This window comes from Fictibacillus arsenicus (assembly GCF_001642935.1).
GTDB classification, from domain to species: Bacteria; Bacillota; Bacilli; order Bacillales; family Fictibacillaceae; genus Fictibacillus; species Fictibacillus arsenicus_B.
Genome location: NZ_CP016761.1, coordinates 240,088 through 256,068 on the forward strand (window position 1 = coordinate 240,088; position 15,981 = coordinate 256,068).

General features: G+C 41.8%; 11 protein-coding genes and 1 pseudogene. 9 read left to right on the forward strand and 3 right to left on the reverse strand.

The annotated features are described in order from the left end of the window. Nucleotides 1-39: 39 nt before the first annotated feature. The 4 genes from pcrA to pruA all read left to right on the forward strand — a co-directional run bounded on the left by pcrA (nucleotide 40) and on the right by pruA (nucleotide 7,658). On the forward strand, nucleotides 40-2,283 hold the full coding sequence (gene pcrA / locus ABE41_RS01435) for a DNA helicase PcrA (RefSeq protein WP_066294497.1): 2,244 nt from the start codon (nucleotides 40-42) through the stop codon (nucleotides 2,281-2,283). Between the two features lie 21 nt (nucleotides 2,284-2,304). Continuing rightward, complete coding sequence (gene ligA, locus ABE41_RS01440; protein WP_066285777.1) at nucleotides 2,305-4,311, forward strand: NAD-dependent DNA ligase LigA; 2,007 nt, start codon at nucleotides 2,305-2,307, stop codon at nucleotides 4,309-4,311. 41 nt (nucleotides 4,312-4,352) lie between these two features. Continuing rightward, on the forward strand, nucleotides 4,353-5,564 hold the full coding sequence (locus ABE41_RS01445) for a CamS family sex pheromone protein (protein ID WP_083207608.1): 1,212 nt from the start codon (nucleotides 4,353-4,355) through the stop codon (nucleotides 5,562-5,564). Between the two features lie 546 nt (nucleotides 5,565-6,110). Beyond that, nucleotides 6,111-7,658, forward strand: coding sequence for an L-glutamate gamma-semialdehyde dehydrogenase (pruA, locus tag ABE41_RS01450; RefSeq protein ID WP_066285778.1), 1,548 nt, complete (start codon nucleotides 6,111-6,113; stop codon nucleotides 7,656-7,658). Nucleotides 7,659-7,783: 125 nt separating this feature from the next. Here the strand turns inward: pruA and ABE41_RS01455 are convergent. Beyond that, nucleotides 7,784-9,138, reverse strand: a pseudogene (locus ABE41_RS01455) (IS1182 family transposase). Between the two features lie 244 nt (nucleotides 9,139-9,382). On the opposite strand from ABE41_RS01455, the gene ABE41_RS01460 reads away from it, so the two are divergent. The 5 genes from ABE41_RS01460 (at nucleotide 9,383) to gatB (ending at nucleotide 13,556) form a co-directional block, all read left to right on the forward strand. Beyond that, nucleotides 9,383-9,739, forward strand: a complete 357-nt coding sequence (locus ABE41_RS01460; protein ID WP_066285780.1) for a DUF3905 domain-containing protein — start codon at nucleotides 9,383-9,385, stop codon at nucleotides 9,737-9,739. 85 nt (nucleotides 9,740-9,824) lie between these two features. Continuing rightward, nucleotides 9,825-10,079: a YciI family protein gene (locus ABE41_RS01465; protein ID WP_066285781.1), complete on the forward strand. Its 255-nt coding sequence runs from the start codon at nucleotides 9,825-9,827 to the stop codon at nucleotides 10,077-10,079. Between the two features lie 270 nt (nucleotides 10,080-10,349). Beyond that, the gene (gene gatC / locus ABE41_RS01470) at nucleotides 10,350-10,640 is read left to right on the forward strand and encodes an Asp-tRNA(Asn)/Glu-tRNA(Gln) amidotransferase subunit GatC (RefSeq protein ID WP_066285784.1); all 291 of its coding nucleotides are present in this window, start codon (nucleotides 10,350-10,352) and stop codon (nucleotides 10,638-10,640) included. Nucleotides 10,641-10,655: 15 nt separating this feature from the next. After that, nucleotides 10,656-12,113 (forward strand): Asp-tRNA(Asn)/Glu-tRNA(Gln) amidotransferase subunit GatA, encoded by a 1,458-nt coding sequence (gatA, locus tag ABE41_RS01475; protein WP_066285786.1) that lies wholly within the window; start codon nucleotides 10,656-10,658, stop codon nucleotides 12,111-12,113. A 12-nt stretch (nucleotides 12,114-12,125) separates the two neighbouring features. Beyond that, complete coding sequence (gatB, locus tag ABE41_RS01480) at nucleotides 12,126-13,556, forward strand: Asp-tRNA(Asn)/Glu-tRNA(Gln) amidotransferase subunit GatB (RefSeq protein ID WP_066285788.1); 1,431 nt, start codon at nucleotides 12,126-12,128, stop codon at nucleotides 13,554-13,556. A gap of 37 nt (nucleotides 13,557-13,593) precedes the next feature. Here the strand turns inward: gatB and ABE41_RS01485 are convergent, their stop codons facing one another. Together ABE41_RS01485 and ABE41_RS01490 are read right to left on the reverse strand one after the other, a co-directional pair. Next, nucleotides 13,594-14,964 (reverse strand): short-chain fatty acid transporter, encoded by a 1,371-nt coding sequence (locus tag ABE41_RS01485; protein ID WP_066285789.1) that lies wholly within the window; start codon nucleotides 14,962-14,964, stop codon nucleotides 13,594-13,596. Between the two features lie 129 nt (nucleotides 14,965-15,093). Beyond that, a complete protein-coding gene (locus ABE41_RS01490; RefSeq protein ID WP_066285791.1) occupies nucleotides 15,094-15,927 on the reverse strand; it encodes a TetR/AcrR family transcriptional regulator in 834 nt (277 codons plus the stop codon). Nucleotides 15,928-15,981 lie beyond the last annotated feature (54 nt).

The window sequence follows — 15,981 nt, forward strand, 5'->3', positions numbered from 1 at the left end:
AATGAGAATATGTGTTCGGGCGGTGGATGAATAATGAGTATGCATCAAATGATTGAAAAGCTGTTAACAGGGCTTAATCCTGAGCAAAAAGCAGCGGTAAAACATACAGACGGGCCATTGCTGTTAATGGCTGGAGCGGGGAGCGGAAAGACGCGTGTGCTGACACACCGCATCGCTTATTTAATGATGGAAAAAGAAGTGGCACCATGGAACATCCTGGCGATCACATTTACGAATAAAGCAGCAAGAGAAATGAAGGAAAGAGTTGCTAAGATTACGGGTCCTGTAGCGGAACAGATCTGGATATCGACATTCCACTCCATGTGCGTACGTATTTTGCGCCGTGACATCGACCGTATCGGAATAAACCGTAACTTTACGATTTTAGACGCGACAGATCAATTGTCTGTTGTAAAAGCGATCCTTAAAGACTTGAACTATGATCCGAAGAAATACGAACCACGCGGCATCTTAAGTTCGATTTCCTCTTTGAAAAATGAACTGAAGACTGCAGCTGACTTTGCGAAGATTGCGAATGGTCATTTTGAAGGTGTTGTTAAAGAGGTATATGAAAACTATGAAAAGCGCTTAAGAAAGAACCAGGCGCTTGATTTTGATGATCTGATCATGACGACGATCCAATTGTTTGCAAAAGTTCCTGAGGTGCTTGAGTTTTATCAGCGGAAGTTCCAATATATCCACGTGGATGAGTATCAGGATACGAACCGTGCTCAATACATGCTTGTCAAAATGCTTGCTGACCGTTTCCGCAACCTTTGTGTTGTCGGGGATTCTGATCAGTCAATCTATGGCTGGCGTGGAGCGGATATCGCAAACATCCTTTCTTTTGAAAAAGATTACAACGATGCAGAAGTTATTTTGCTCGAGCAAAACTATCGGTCTACCAAAAAGATTCTTCAAGCTGCGAACAAAGTCATCGAAAACAACATGAACCGTAAGCCGAAGAACCTTTGGACAGATAATACGGATGGAGCAAGCATCACCTATTATCAAGGTGACGACGAGCAGGGTGAAAGCTATTACGTGACAGGAAAAATCCGTGAAGCTGTTTCGTCAGGGAAACGTTCCTATAACGATATTGCGATTCTTTACAGAACAAATGCACAGTCCCGTGTAATAGAGGAAGTTTTGATAAAGTCTAACATTCCTTACAACATTGTCGGCGGCACAAAGTTCTATGACAGAAAAGAGATTAAGGACATCCTTGCTTATCTTCGTCTGATATCAAACCCTGACGATGATATTTCCCTGACTCGAATCGTGAACGTTCCGAAACGAGGAATTGGTGCGTCCTCATTAGATAAAGTCGCTCAGTATGCGGCTGCTAATGATTTGTCTATGTATCAGGCACTTTTAGAAGTAGAACAGATCGGACTTAGCGCTCGAGCAGCCAATAGCTTGAAAGAGTTCACAGACTTTATTACGAACTGGACACGCCAGCAGGAATTCCTATCTGTTACTGAACTTACAGAAGAAGTATTAAGTAAAACCGGCTACCGAGAAGCTTTGAAAGCTGAGAAAACAATCGAAGCACAAAGCCGTTTAGAGAACATCGATGAATTTATTTCCGTTACACAGGACTTTGAAAAAAGGCAGGATGACAAGTCGCTGATTGCTTTCCTTACTGATCTTGCTCTTGTTGCAGATATCGATAAGCTGGATGAAGATGCTGAGAAAGAAGATAAGCCAAAAGAAGCAGTTGTTCTTATGACGCTTCACTCAGCAAAAGGTCTGGAGTTCCCTGTCGTATTCTTAATGGGACTTGAAGAAGGTGTATTCCCGCACAGCCGTGCCCTTTTTGAAGAGAACGAGATGGAAGAAGAGCGCCGTCTGGCATACGTGGGAATTACACGTGCAGAAGAAGAGCTTTTCTTAACAAACGCAAGAATGCGTACACTTTACGGACGAACAACAACGAACCCGGAATCCCGGTTTATTGCTGAAATTCCTGCCGATCTAATTGAAGCAGAGGTTAAAGAAAAGCCGTCTGTTCCTTGGGGCGCTTCGGCTCATTCCGGTGGTGGATCGACTCCTTCTTTCATGAGTCCGAAAAAGAAAACCGTCACACCTGTCTATCAATCTTCTGGCGGGGAAAAACTGGATTGGAGAGTAGGCGACAAAGTCAAACACCGTAAATGGGAAACGGGAACGGTAGTAAGTATGCGCGGTGAAGGTGATTCACTGGAACTGGATATCGCATTCCCGCAGCCGGTTGGTGTAAAAAGACTGCTTGCTAAATTTGCCCCGATCGAAAAAGAGTAAGATAAGAAGGAGTGGAACAGGTTGAACGAAGAACACGCGAAGGAAAGAATCCTGGAGCTCCGGGAGCTTTTAGAAAAATACAATTACGAATATCATGTACTGGACAAACCGTCTGTACCTGATGCTGAATATGACCAGCTTATGAAAGAGCTGATCGAACTCGAGAATAATCATCCTGAACTCCATGACGATCATTCGCCTACATCACGTGTAGGCGGTGCCATTTTGGACTTTTTTGAAAAAGTTGAACACACTGTTCCGATGCTAAGCCTGGGAAATGCATTCAATGATCAGGACCTTCGTGATTTTGACCGCCGTGTACGCGATGGGGTCGGTGATAACGTGACATATGTTGCCGAGCTTAAAATCGATGGGCTTGCCGTTTCTCTTCTTTATGAGGATGGAAGGTTTGTAAGAGGTGCAACCCGTGGCGACGGTACAATTGGTGAGGACATTACGAACAATTTAAAGACAATTCGTTCCATTCCATTTAGGCTGAAAGATCCTGTTAGGCTCGAAGTGCGCGGAGAGGCGTTCATGCCAAAGAAATCATTCCAGAAGCTAAACGCTCACCGTGAAGAAGAAGGACAGGAGCTTTTTGCGAATCCAAGGAATGCCGCAGCAGGTTCATTGCGTCAGCTTGATCCGAAGATTGCAGCTAGCCGAAACCTTGATATTTTCGTTTATGGAGTAGGAAAACTTGAAGGTCACTCGGTAGATTCTCATGATGAGAGCTTAACTTATTTGAGTCACTTAGGTTTCAAAACGAATGCTGAGTGGAAAAAATGCGATAACATTGATGAAGTGATCGAGTACGTGAACGGCTGGCAGGAGAAGCGTCCTGATCTTCCGTACGAAATCGATGGCATCGTAATTAAAGTTAACTCGTTATATCAGCAAGAAGAATTAGGGTTCACTGCGAAAAATCCACGTTGGGCGATCGCGTACAAGTTTCCGGCTGAGGAAGTTGTTACAAAGCTTGAAGGAATCGAACTTAACGTCGGCCGTACAGGTGTGGTTACACCAACGGCATTGCTTCAGCCCGTTTTAGTAGCTGGAACGACAGTCAAACGCGCTTCATTACATAATGAAGATCTGATTCGCGAAAAAGACATTAAAATTGGTGACTATGTTGTTGTGAAAAAAGCGGGAGACATTATCCCTGAAGTAGTTAACGTTATAACAGAGCGCAGAACAGGAGACGAAACGGATTTCAATATGCCGACAGAATGCCCAGAGTGTGAAAGCAAGCTCGAGCGTTTGGACGGCGAAGTGGCACTTCGCTGCATAAATCCACAATGTCCGGCACAGATCCGTGAAGGTTTCATTCATTTTGTATCAAGAAACGCGATGAATATTGACGGGCTTGGGGAAAAAGTAGTCGCACAGCTTTTTAAAGAAAAACTCATTGATAATGTTGCAGATTTATATAAGCTTGAGCGTGAAAAACTGTTAGAATTAGAGCGTATGGGTGAAAAATCTGCAGACAATCTGCTTGCAGCGATCGAGAAATCAAAAGAAAACTCATTAGAGCGTCTTCTTTTCGGACTCGGAATCCGTCATGTAGGAGCAAAGGCGGCTAAGACGATTGCTCAGCGCTTTGAAACGATGGAAACATTGATGGCCGCAACGAAAGAAGAACTTTTAGAAGTAGAAGAAATCGGTGAAAAGATGGCTGATTCTATTCAATTATACTTCTCGAAGCCTGAAGTGAAAGAACTGATGGAAGAATTGCAGAGCCTTGGTGTGAACATGACATACAAAGGGCCAAAGCTCATTAAAGTTGAAGATCTGGACACGCCGTTTGCAGGGAAGACCGTTGTTCTTACTGGAAAGCTGTCCATTTTGACACGTAATGATGCAAAAGAAAAATTGGAGCGCCTAGGTGCAAAAGTGACCGGAAGCGTGAGTAAAAATACAGATATGCTGATCGCAGGGGAAGATGCAGGTTCTAAGCTTGATAAGGCAAAGAAGCTTGGCATTGATATCTGGGATGAACAGCAATTGGTTGATGAGCTCAACAAATAAAGATTGGCGAGAGCTAACCATCTATTAGAGGAGTGTCCGTAATGATTAAACGGGTTGGACTCCTTTTCTTAAGCCTTTTACTCGTTTTGACTGGCTGTCTGGGTGACGATGAGCTGGAAAAAGAAGAAAAGGTTGTACAGGAAAAGGGGAAGAAAGAAGAAAAAGCGATCATCACTGGGGAAATCAATACAGGGGAAAAGTATTACCGAAGCATTTTTCCATTTGAGCCAGGCGGAGCACGCGGTGTTATCCGTTATGGTGTAGATAACCGCCTGGATATTAACGAGTTCGAAATGGGCTTGATGCGAGTAGCTCAAGATACTTTTAATACAGATAAATACTTTTTCCAAGAAGGCCAGTTCTTAAACGAACCTACTGTTACAAATTGGCTGAGAAGAGAAGATGAAAAGTCGGGAAAGAGCAAAAGTGATTTGGATCAGACTGGTTTGAACCCGAAACTGGGTGCCAAAGTCGATGAAGGTGATCCGGACTACGTAAAAAAATTGCAAGAGGCCAATAAGAATAGTCCGAAATACCTTTCTTATGTTCTAGAGCATAACTATCTTGTTCAAAGCGGAGATGGCAAAGTAAAGCTTGGCGGCGTAGTAATCGGTCTATCTTTTAACTCCACATATTATTTTGACGTAAAGAAAGATAGCTTGATTTATCCAGGTGAAGTTAAGCTGGATCGCGGAAAAGTTCAAAAAGAAGCACAAAAGATAGGGGGGCAGGTCGCAAGCCGTTTGCGTCAAGATCCTAAACTTCAAGATGTTCCTATCGTAATTGCCCTTTATCAAGAAGAAGAACGTGATTCAGTAACGCCAGGGAACTTCATTTCTGCTGGAGTTGTGAAAAAAGGAAGCAACTCGATCAGTTCGTGGGAAGACATCGATGAGGATTATCTATTGTTCCCGTCAGACATAGCTTCCAAAAAGAAACGAAGTGATCATGAGAAGTTTACAGCTTTCAAAGCCAAAGTTCAGGAATACTTCCCGAATTTTATTGGTGTAATCGGAAAAGGGTTCTATAAAGATGGCAACTTAGAGCGAATGACGATCGAAATCCCTGTACAGTTCAGAGGGAAAGCTGAGATCATCTCCTTCACTCAGTTCGTCGCAACATCGGCTCTTGGGGACCTGCCGAATGTTCCGATTGAAGTATACATCGGTTCCGCAGTTGACCAGCCAGAAGCACTGATCATCAAAGACGATACAACACAAGAAGAACCATTTGTTCATATCTATCGAAAATAGTTCAATTAAGAGAAGAAGCTGACCCAAAAGGACTTCAAACTTACCCTTTTGGTGTCAGTTTTCTTTTTTTGTAATGAACTTTTGTATATCTGTAACCCATTTAAGGTGAATTATATGTAAAGACAACTTCACGGGGCGAAAATGGGTAGTCATCGGGTGAAACATAAAGGTGTTGGGGTGTAACTACACCCGGCAGGGGCGTAAAGAGTACTCGAACGGGCGAAAACCCAATGTCACTGGGCGAACGTGTAATAAATAAAAGAACACGTACCGTAAAACGTTAACAACTAACAACGAAAATAGGCGACTATTTACAAACCATCAGAAGTATATTTATTCGTGTTTTTACCAGAATTTCATAACTAAAAGTAACTTATATGGATTAATCATTCATCACAAAGAAAGAACATGCATAAACGCGGTCAATCCCTTGAAAAATAAAGAATTCTGACTATTTCTGTTTGTTTGAACAAAACGCTATGTTCATGTAGAATGAACGTTGGGAAAACCAATTTTGAAAACGCTTTATTAGGAGGGGAATTTATTATGACACGTGAATACCGTCATGAACCATTTATGGATTTTTCAGTTCCTGCAAACAAGGAAGCTTATGAAGCAGGCTTGAAGGTTATTAATTCCAAGCTTGGACAAGAGTTTCCACTTGTTATCGGCAGTGAGAAAATCACAACAGATGAAAAGATTGTTTCTATAAATCCAGCTAACAAAGAAGAAGTGATTGGATCTGTTTCAAAAGCGACTCAAGATCACGCTGAGCAAGCAATGCAAGCTGCACTAACTGCTTTCGAATCTTGGAAAAAGTGGGATCCTGAGCACCGTGCGAACATCTTGTTCCGTGCAGCAGCGATCATCCGCCGCCGTAAATATGAATTCTCCGCTATGCTTACAAAAGAAGCAGGTAAGCCATGGAAAGAAGCAGACGCTGATACAGCTGAAGCTATCGACTTTTTAGAATACTATGCACGCCAAGCGATCAAGCTTAAAGCTGGTCAGCCAGTTGTAAGCCGCGATGGTGAAATCAATAAATTTAACTACATTCCACTTGGAGTAGGTATCGTTATCTCTCCATTCAACTTCCCGTTTGCGATCATGGCGGGTACTGCAGCAGCTGCGTTCGTTTCTGGTAACACTGTATTGCTGAAGCCAGCGAACTCAACTCCAGTTATCGCAGCAATGTTCGTTCAAGTAATGGAAGAAGCAGGACTTCCTGCAGGCGTACTTAACTACGTTCCTGGAAGCGGAGCAGAAATCGGTGACTACCTAGTAGACCACCCGAAAACTCGTTTCGTATCATTCACAGGTTCTCGTGAAGTAGGCTGCCGTATCTATGAGCGCGCAGCAAAAGTACACCCTGGCCAAATCTGGCTTAAGCGTGTAATCGCTGAAATGGGCGGAAAAGACACAGTTGTTGTTGACCGTGACGCTGATCTTGAATTAGCAGCAAGCTCAATCGTTTACTCTGCATTCGGATTCTCTGGACAAAAATGTTCTGCTGGATCTCGTGCAGTAATCCACCAAGACGTTTACGATGAAGTTTTAGAAAAAGCAGTAGCTCTTACTAAAACATTAACGATGGGCAGCCCAGAAGAAGTTGGAACATACATGGGGCCGGTAATCGACCAAGCTTCATTCAACAAAATTATGAAGTACATCGAAATCGGAAAAGAAGAAGGCCGTCTGATGACTGGTGGAGAAGGCGACGATTCTAAAGGTTACTTCATCCAGCCAACGATCTTTGCTGATGTTGATGAAAAAGCTCGCTTGATGCAAGAAGAAATCTTCGGACCAGTTGTAGCGGTATGTAAAGCACGTGACTTCGATCACATGATGGAAATCGCAAACAATACAGAATACGGTTTGACAGGTGCACTTCTTTCTAACAACCGTGAGCACATCGAACGCGCGCGTGAAGAGTTCCACGTAGGAAACTTCTACATCAACCGCGGATGTACAGGTGCAATTGTTGGATACCAGCCGTTCGGCGGATTCAACATGTCTGGAACTGACTCAAAAGCAGGCGGACCAGACTACCTGATCCTTCACATGCAAGCAAAAACAACTTCAGAAACACTTTAATAGCAAACAAAAAGTCTTTTCTCATTAGAGAAAAGGCTCAGAACGTAGACAAACCCCATCTCAAATTGATTTGAGATGGGGTTTGTTCATTTTTTCTAGGTTTTCCAAAGGAATTCTAGCTTAACTTACACTGGACATGGACCTCGCCATGTCCAGTTTGCCAGTTTTTTAAGATTCATGGCAGCGAAAGTAAGCATCGCGTGCGCGGAAACTTTTTTAAGCCCTCTCAGCTTCGTCCAACGCATACCATGCTTTTCTTTTGCATCAGCGAAGACACGTTCAATCGTTTCTTTTCGCTGTGCATATATTTTTTTATTCTCCTCCGTATGACGAAGGTGATCGGCTTCCTCCAAGTACTCCTCCCAGATGTGCCGGTGGATCATCTTGATGTGCTGTTTACTCTGCGTACATTGAGAAAGCAAAGGACACTGTTTGCACTTCAAAGGATTGGAAGCGTATTGACGATAGCCCTCGCGGGTCGTCGTTCTATAGGGTAACGTTTCGCCTTGCGGACATATGTATTGATCGTAATGTTCATCGTAAACATATTCGTACTTCTTCATGTATCCATCTTTGGTTTTCGGTCGTGTGTAAGGCATTACTGGGCGAATTTCCTGGTCCATCAAAAACTTGGCAATCGGCGGTGTTTTATATCCTGCATCTACAGCTAAGGCGTTCGGTTTTCCTACGTTTTCTAACAACTGATTTACAAGTGGCTCGAGCATTCTACTGTCATGAACATTGGCTCCGGTGACGAGACTTCCAAGAATAAAACCTCTTGAATCACTGGCGGTGTGAAAAGAGTACGCAAACAGCTTTTCCCGTTCGTCCTTTACATAGTAGCCACTCTCCGGATCCGTAGTGCTCACTTTAACTTCTTTCGTATCTTCTTTTGTTTGAGGGGTTAGTGCTTTTTTCCGTGTGCCTCACGGTCGATATTGATTTCTTCTTCAAGTTTGTTTTGATAGCTGCGCGTTTCCACACGTACTATCTTCTTATCAAACTTCTTCTTATTGGCATTGGCTTTCACATGCGTGGAATCGATAAAAGCAATAGTGGGATCAACCAGACCATAATTCGTAGCTTCACGTAGAATCCGATAGAAGATCTGTTCGAAAAGATCACTATCATGGAAACGACGTGCGTAATTCTTCCCGAACGTTGAAAAATGAGGTATCTTCTCGCTGAAGTCATAGCCTAAAAACCAACGATAAGCGACATTCGTTTCAATCTCTTTTATCGTTTGGCGCATTGATCGAATACCAAATAAATATTGAAGGAGCACCATTTTGACTAAAACAACAGGGTCCACGCTCGGTCTGCCATTATCCAAAGAATATGTATGTTTTACGGCATCATAAATAAAGTCAAAATCCATGACTTGATCAATTTTTCGTACCAAATGATCCTGAGGTACAAGCTCGTCAAGAGCTGCTAGAGTAACTTGGTGACGTCCTTCAGTAGAATGCTTAGATAACATGTAAATTTCTCCCCTCAAACATTATCTAATTTAATTCTACAATAAAAAAAGCTTGTAGACATCTGACTTTGTCTACAAGCTGAGTCTTTTCTCATTAGAGAAAAGGCTTTTTATTTGCGGAGAATTTCATATATAAGCCTTTTTAAAAAATGATCTGTCTCCACCCAATCCTAAATAAAAATGGATTATCCACCCTGGTTCAGGAGAAGTTAATTGTATAACGATATGGAAGCAGGTGCAGTAGATGTCAAAGGATAAAGAGCAAAAGAAGAATCTGCCTGAAGTCGATTTGGATGAAACGATGCCGCATCAGATCAGTTCCCCAGACTTTAAAGAGACGGGTATGAAGATGCAGGCGCCATTCGTAAATGAACATGGTGTTGTGATCGGAGACAGCTTTTACGATTCAGAAAATTCCCCTCTTAACAATTGGAGTACTGACACAGACCCTGAAGTGATGGCAGGAGATGAGTGGGTGCATCCAACAAATGATATCGGATGGAACACGAACATGAACCGGGATCTCATTGAAAAGAAAGCACCGCCGAAAGAAGGCATGCTTCGCCATCCAACAAAAGATTCAAGCTACGGAAAAGATTGATGCATCCGGATAACTCCGGGTGTTTTTCTTTTGGTAACGATAAGGAGTATAGTAAGATATACGTATCAATAAGGAGGTTATTCAAATGGCATTCTTCGCTGCAATTTTACATATGGAAAAACCAGAATTAAACCAAGAGTACCGCCAGGCTCACCTGGATTACCTGCAAGGACTAGTTGAACAGGATAAAGTGCATCTTAAAGGGCCTTTCGTCGATGGTTCAGGGGGTATGGTTGTTTATAAAGCTGATTCTCTAGAGGAAGCACAAACATTAGCACAAGAAGATCCTTACGTGAAGGAAGGCGTACGCCGTTTAGAACTCCATGAGTGGGGTATCTAAGGATAAGACCGATTCAAAACATTTCGTTTTGAGTCGGTTTTTCATTTGTCGAGCTTTGTCAAAAGACCTATATTTTATAAAAAAGACTTAATGTACATCAATTTAGACTTAATTTTTTCAAATTAGACCTTATTGTACCCAAAAAAGACCTAATGCCTCCCTATTTAAACTTAATCACACGAATCTTCTCTTCTCAAGTTGCCTATACACCAAGCTTTTTGTTATCATCAGAATAATACTTTGGTATAAGAAGTCTTGGAGGTGTCAGGTTTGTCTCGAATTTCGAAAGATCAAGTGAAACACGTAGCGCATTTAGCCAGATTAGCCGTTACGGATGAAGAAGCCGAATTGCTGACTGAGCAGTTAGATAAAATTATCGGGTTTGCTGAAGAGTTAAATGAACTCGACACAGATAACGTGGAGCCTACTACACACGTACTGGAGCTGAAGAATATACTTCGTGAAGATGAGGTGCGAAATTCTGTTTCAGTTGATGAAGCAATGAAAAATGCACCAGCACAAAAGGATGGCCAGTTTAAAGTTCCGAACATTTTGGAGTAGGAGGAAAGACCACGTATGTCGATTTTAGATAAAAAAATCTCAGAACTGCATCAGTTATTACATACAAAAGAATTGAGTGTAACTGATATTGTGGATGCTACATTTGACCGCATTCATCAAGTTGACGATAAAGTAAGAGCATTTTTAACATTAAATGAAGAATACAGCCGCATTAAGGCAAAACAATTAGATGAGAAGTTAGTTTCCGGTGCTGACAGAGGACTGCTATTTGGCATGCCGATCGGGATTAAGGATAATATCGTCACAAAAGGAATCCGCACGACTTGTGCATCAAGAATTCTAGAGAGTTTCGAACCGATCTATGATGCGACAGTTGTTGAACGTTTAACTAATGCAGACACGATCACAATCGGTAAATTAAACATGGACGAGTTTGCGATGGGGTCATCAAATGAAAACTCAGGATTCCACCCGACGCATAACCCGTGGGATCTTTCCTGTGTACCAGGCGGATCATCAGGAGCGTCAGCTGCAGCCGTTTCTGCAGGGGAAGTCCTATTCTCGCTAGGCTCAGATACTGGCGGATCAATCAGACAGCCTGCTGCTTTCTGTGGTGTTGTAGGACTAAAACCTACATACGGTCTTGTATCACGCTACGGTCTGGTAGCATTTGCGTCATCTCTTGATCAGATTGGGCCAATTACTACAAGCGTTGAAGACAATGCATACTTGCTGCAGGCGATTGCCGGAAATGATCCAATGGATTCTACATCTGCAAAAGTAGATATCCCGGATTACCTGGCGTCACTCACAGGCGAAGTAAAAGGATTGAAAATTGGAGTTCCAAAAGAATACCTTGGAGAAGGCGTCCAGCCTGACGTTAAAGAGCGCGTAATGGAAGCTCTGAAGGTGCTTGAAGGATTAGGCGCAACGTGGGAAGAAGTATCTCTTCCGCATTCACGCTATGCACTCGCAACATACTACCTGCTGTCTTCATCTGAAGCATCAGCAAACCTGTCCCGTTTTGACGGGGTTCGTTACGGATTGCGTTCGGACAACAGCCACAACTTGATCGACATGTACAAGCAGTCCCGCAGTGAAGGGTTTGGTGAGGAAGTTAAACGCCGCATCATGCTTGGTACGTTTGCGTTAAGCTCAGGCTATTATGATGCTTATTATAAAAAAGCGCAAAAAGTCCGTACGCTGATTAAAGAAGACTTTACAAAAATCTTTGAAAAATATGATGTCATCATCGGGCCAACAACGCCATCTGCTTCATTTAAATGCGGAGCAATGACAAAAGATCCGTTAACGATGTACATGAATGATATTTTGACGATTCCTGTTAACTTGGCGGGAGTACCAGCAATCTCCGTTCCATGCGGATTCTCTGAAGGGCTGCCGATCGGACTTCAGATTATCGGAAAGCATTTTGACGAGAGCACGATCTATAAGGTTGCACATGCGTTTGAACAGGCAACAGAACATCATAAAGCGAAGCCGAAGCTGTAGGGGGTGCAGGAAATGAGCGAATTTGAAACGATTATTGGACTTGAAGTACACGTAGAATTAAAAACAAACTCAAAGATTTTCTGCGGCTGTTCTACAAACTTTGGTGCGCCGCCGAACACGAATGTATGTCCGATCTGTTTAGGACATCCAGGAGTACTGCCTGTAGTGAACCATCAAGCAGTAGATTTTGCGATGCGAGCTGCACTGGCACTGAATTGTGAAATCAACCGTGAAACGAAATTTGACCGCAAAAACTACTTTTATCCGGATAACCCGAAAGCCTATCAAGTTTCACAGTTTGATAAGCCGATCGGTGAACATGGCTGGATCGAAATCGAAGTTGGCGGAAACAAAAAGAAAATAGGAATTACACGCATTCATATGGAAGAGGATGCAGGAAAACTTACGCATACGGCAGATGGCTCACTTGTAGATCTTAACCGCCAAGGAACACCGCTTGTCGAGATCGTGTCTGAGCCCGATATCCGTACGCCAGAAGAAGCATATTCGTATCTTGAAAAATTAAAAGCGATCATTCAATACACAGGTGTCTCAGACTGTAAGATGGAAGAAGGTTCATTGCGCTGTGACGCTAACATTTCCATCCGCCCAGTCGGCCAAGAGGAGTTTGGAACAAAAGCAGAGTTGAAGAACTTAAACTCATTCGCTTTCGTTCAAAAAGGACTTGAACATGAAGAGAAGCGCCAGCGTGAAGTCGTATCAGGAGGAGGAGAAATCCTTCAAGAAACCCGCCGTTATGATGAAGCTTCAAAGACTACACTTCTTATGCGAGTAAAGGAAGGGTCTGATGACTACCGCTACTTCCCGGAACCTGATCTTGTTTCCATCTTTATTGATGACGAGTGGATGGACCGGGTGAAGTCAGAAATTCCAGAGCTTCCGGATGCGCGCCAAGAACGTTATGTTGGCGAATTCGGACTTCCTGAATATGATGCAAAAGTTCTTACGATGACAAAAGAGATGGCTGATTTCTTTGAAGGCACGATCACAGCTGGTGCCGATGCAAAACAAGCATCCAACTGGATCATGGGTGAAGTGAGCGCCTACTTGAACAACGAAGGAAGAGAACTGCATCAAACCGCTCTGACGGCAAAAGGTCTAGCTGGTATGATTAAACTTATTGGCAACGGAACGATTTCTAATAAAATCGCAAAGACCGTTTTCAAAGAGCTAATCGAAAACGGCGGCGATGCTGAAAAGATCGTAAAAGAAAAAGGTCTTGTGCAGATTTCTGACGAAAGTGCAATCCGTGAAATCGTAGTAAAGATTTTGGATGCCAACGAGCAATCTGTAGCTGACTATAAAGACGGAAAAGAAAAAGCGGTAGGTTTCTTAGTCGGGCAAGTCATGAAAGAAACAAAAGGAAAAGCGAATCCGCCGCTTGTAAACAAGCTGATTGTGGAAGAACTGAAAAAGAGATAAAACAAAAATCCTCCTATAACGGGAGGATTTTTTTACTTTAATACAAAAAGAGCATGAGCACACTTGTAACTATACCAACCCAAATGCAAAGGATAAAACAGTATCCCATGATGTCTTTTATCTTTAATCCAAGTACACCTAAAAGAGGGAGGGCCCAGAATGGTTGAATTAAATTTGTCCATGCATCTCCCCACCCTACAGCCATAGCAATTGTCGCCGGGTCTACGCCAAGTTTTAAACCTGCAGGAACTTGCAGAGGACCTTGAAGTGCCCATTGACCACCACCAGAAGGAGCGAGCAAGTTCACTAATCCAGCTGACCAATATGTGAAAATATCAAAGGTTTCTGTAGATGCTATGGATGCCATCCATTCAATAATACCTGCTCCTAAACCAGAACTACCGAGCACCGCAATTATCCCTGCATAAAAAGGGAACTGCAGTATAATTGGTGATATTGATTGGGTTGCTTCTTTAAACCCCTGTGCAAAATTGTTTAGTGAACCATGTAAAAGTAAACCAAGTGATAAAAAGAAAATATTAATTATATTTAAGTCCAGGCTGCTGCCATTAATAAATTCAAATACGCAATAGAAAGTGCCAATTGAACCAAGGATAATACCTAGAAAAGGGGTCCATTCAAGTTTTTCAGCAAGTGTTAAGTTTTGTCTAGAAGGTTTATCAATTGTTTGATTTGTAAATTGATTTGGATTTAAACTTACAATGTTATTCTTGGGAGCAATAAGTACGATAACAATAGGTAATGTGATTAGTAGTGATAGAAAAATAATGATGGTAGATGCACTGAATATTGTTTCAGAGGTAGGGATAACCCCCATAACATCAACAAGAAAATGATCTTCTGTAGCTATCGTTAATCCGATTGAACTCGAAAGACCAGCACTATATAGAGCGGTAGGAGCATAGGCAGCAGCTACTAGAAGAGGGAAATGAGCTTTAGGATTCTTCATTGCAACTTCTTTAGCCATAATAGCACCTACAACAACAGCTAAACCCCAATTTATATAATAAGCTAGTGCACTGATCAGGAACGTTAGGATATATGCCTTTTGTGGGGAATTTGCTAATTTAGCGATGGATTGTAAAGCTCTATTCATGAAAGGAACACTTGCCAGAGTCATACCCGTAACCATTAATAAAACCATCTGCATGGTAAAGGCTAAATAAGTCCAGAATCCATCTCCCCATGATTTAACAATCTCTTGAGGTTTGGTAGGATTCATGAAAAATGCTATAAGAAATACGAACAATGTAAGTAATACTGCAATAACAAAGGCGTCTGGTACATACTTATGAGACCAAGTAGATAAATAGTTAGCGCTTTTAGTAAGGAATGTTTCTCCTTGCCGAGACTTTTCTTTTTTAAAATTCAGTTCCGTGTTATTCATAATAAACAGTCTCCTTTCAAATTTATAATATATAATTCTTCTTTTTACAAAATTATCCTTTTGATTAAAAAAATCGCAGCGTTTTCGCTACGATTTAAATTTGATATTAACTGCGGCCGAAAGTTTATCCTATAACTCCAGATAACTCCGAAGCAAATAAGATATCTGCTTACATTTCGAATGGTCTTTGAGATTTGAAAGCAACCCCTTTACTATCACAGGACTGAGACTTGGTTCTAGAATGTGCTGTTTCAGCAGAACTAAGGATTCATTCTCAGTAGACTCATCGACTTCTTCTATTTTTTGTTCAATGATTTCGATGATCTGCTCTTTTGTAACTTTATCATCCAGCGTTTCGTTAAACGTTTGGTAAAGGGCTTCTGAAATAAAGGTGGTCTCAGAATGTTTGGCGAGCAAATAGGTTTTTTCTGCAAGTGACTGACTTAATAAATCCAGATCTAAAGGTACGTTAAAGAACAAAAATAGTTGTGAATAGGTATGCATGAAGCCTTTAACACAATAAATCAGATCATATTTTGTATGTCTGACTTCCTCACCATATAAACGTTCCAGCATCCCTAAAATGATCTTATCGATTAGTTTGTCATAATGATGCATTTTAGAAATGAGATCTTCGTTAACTGTTTGCGATTGCTCTTTTATAAAAATTTTGGCGAAATCAGAATGCTTTTGAAAGGAATGAAACGCTGCTTTATAAAATTCGTTTAATAGATTTTTATCATCAATATGATTCTTGACTACGTGGTCAATATCTGAGATGAATTCCAGCATAAAATGATCGATCAGCCCAATGATCAATTCGTCTTTTGACTTGAAAGATAAGTAAAAAGCACCTTTGGAAATACCGGCGTGTTCGGTTATCTGCTGTACAGAAGTGGCTTCAAAACCTTGTTTTGCAAAAAGTTCTAAAGCACTTTCCATAATTAATTGTTTTTTACTCATTTCATCTCTCCTAATATATTTCGTTGACAAATGACCAATCAGTCATTAGTATAA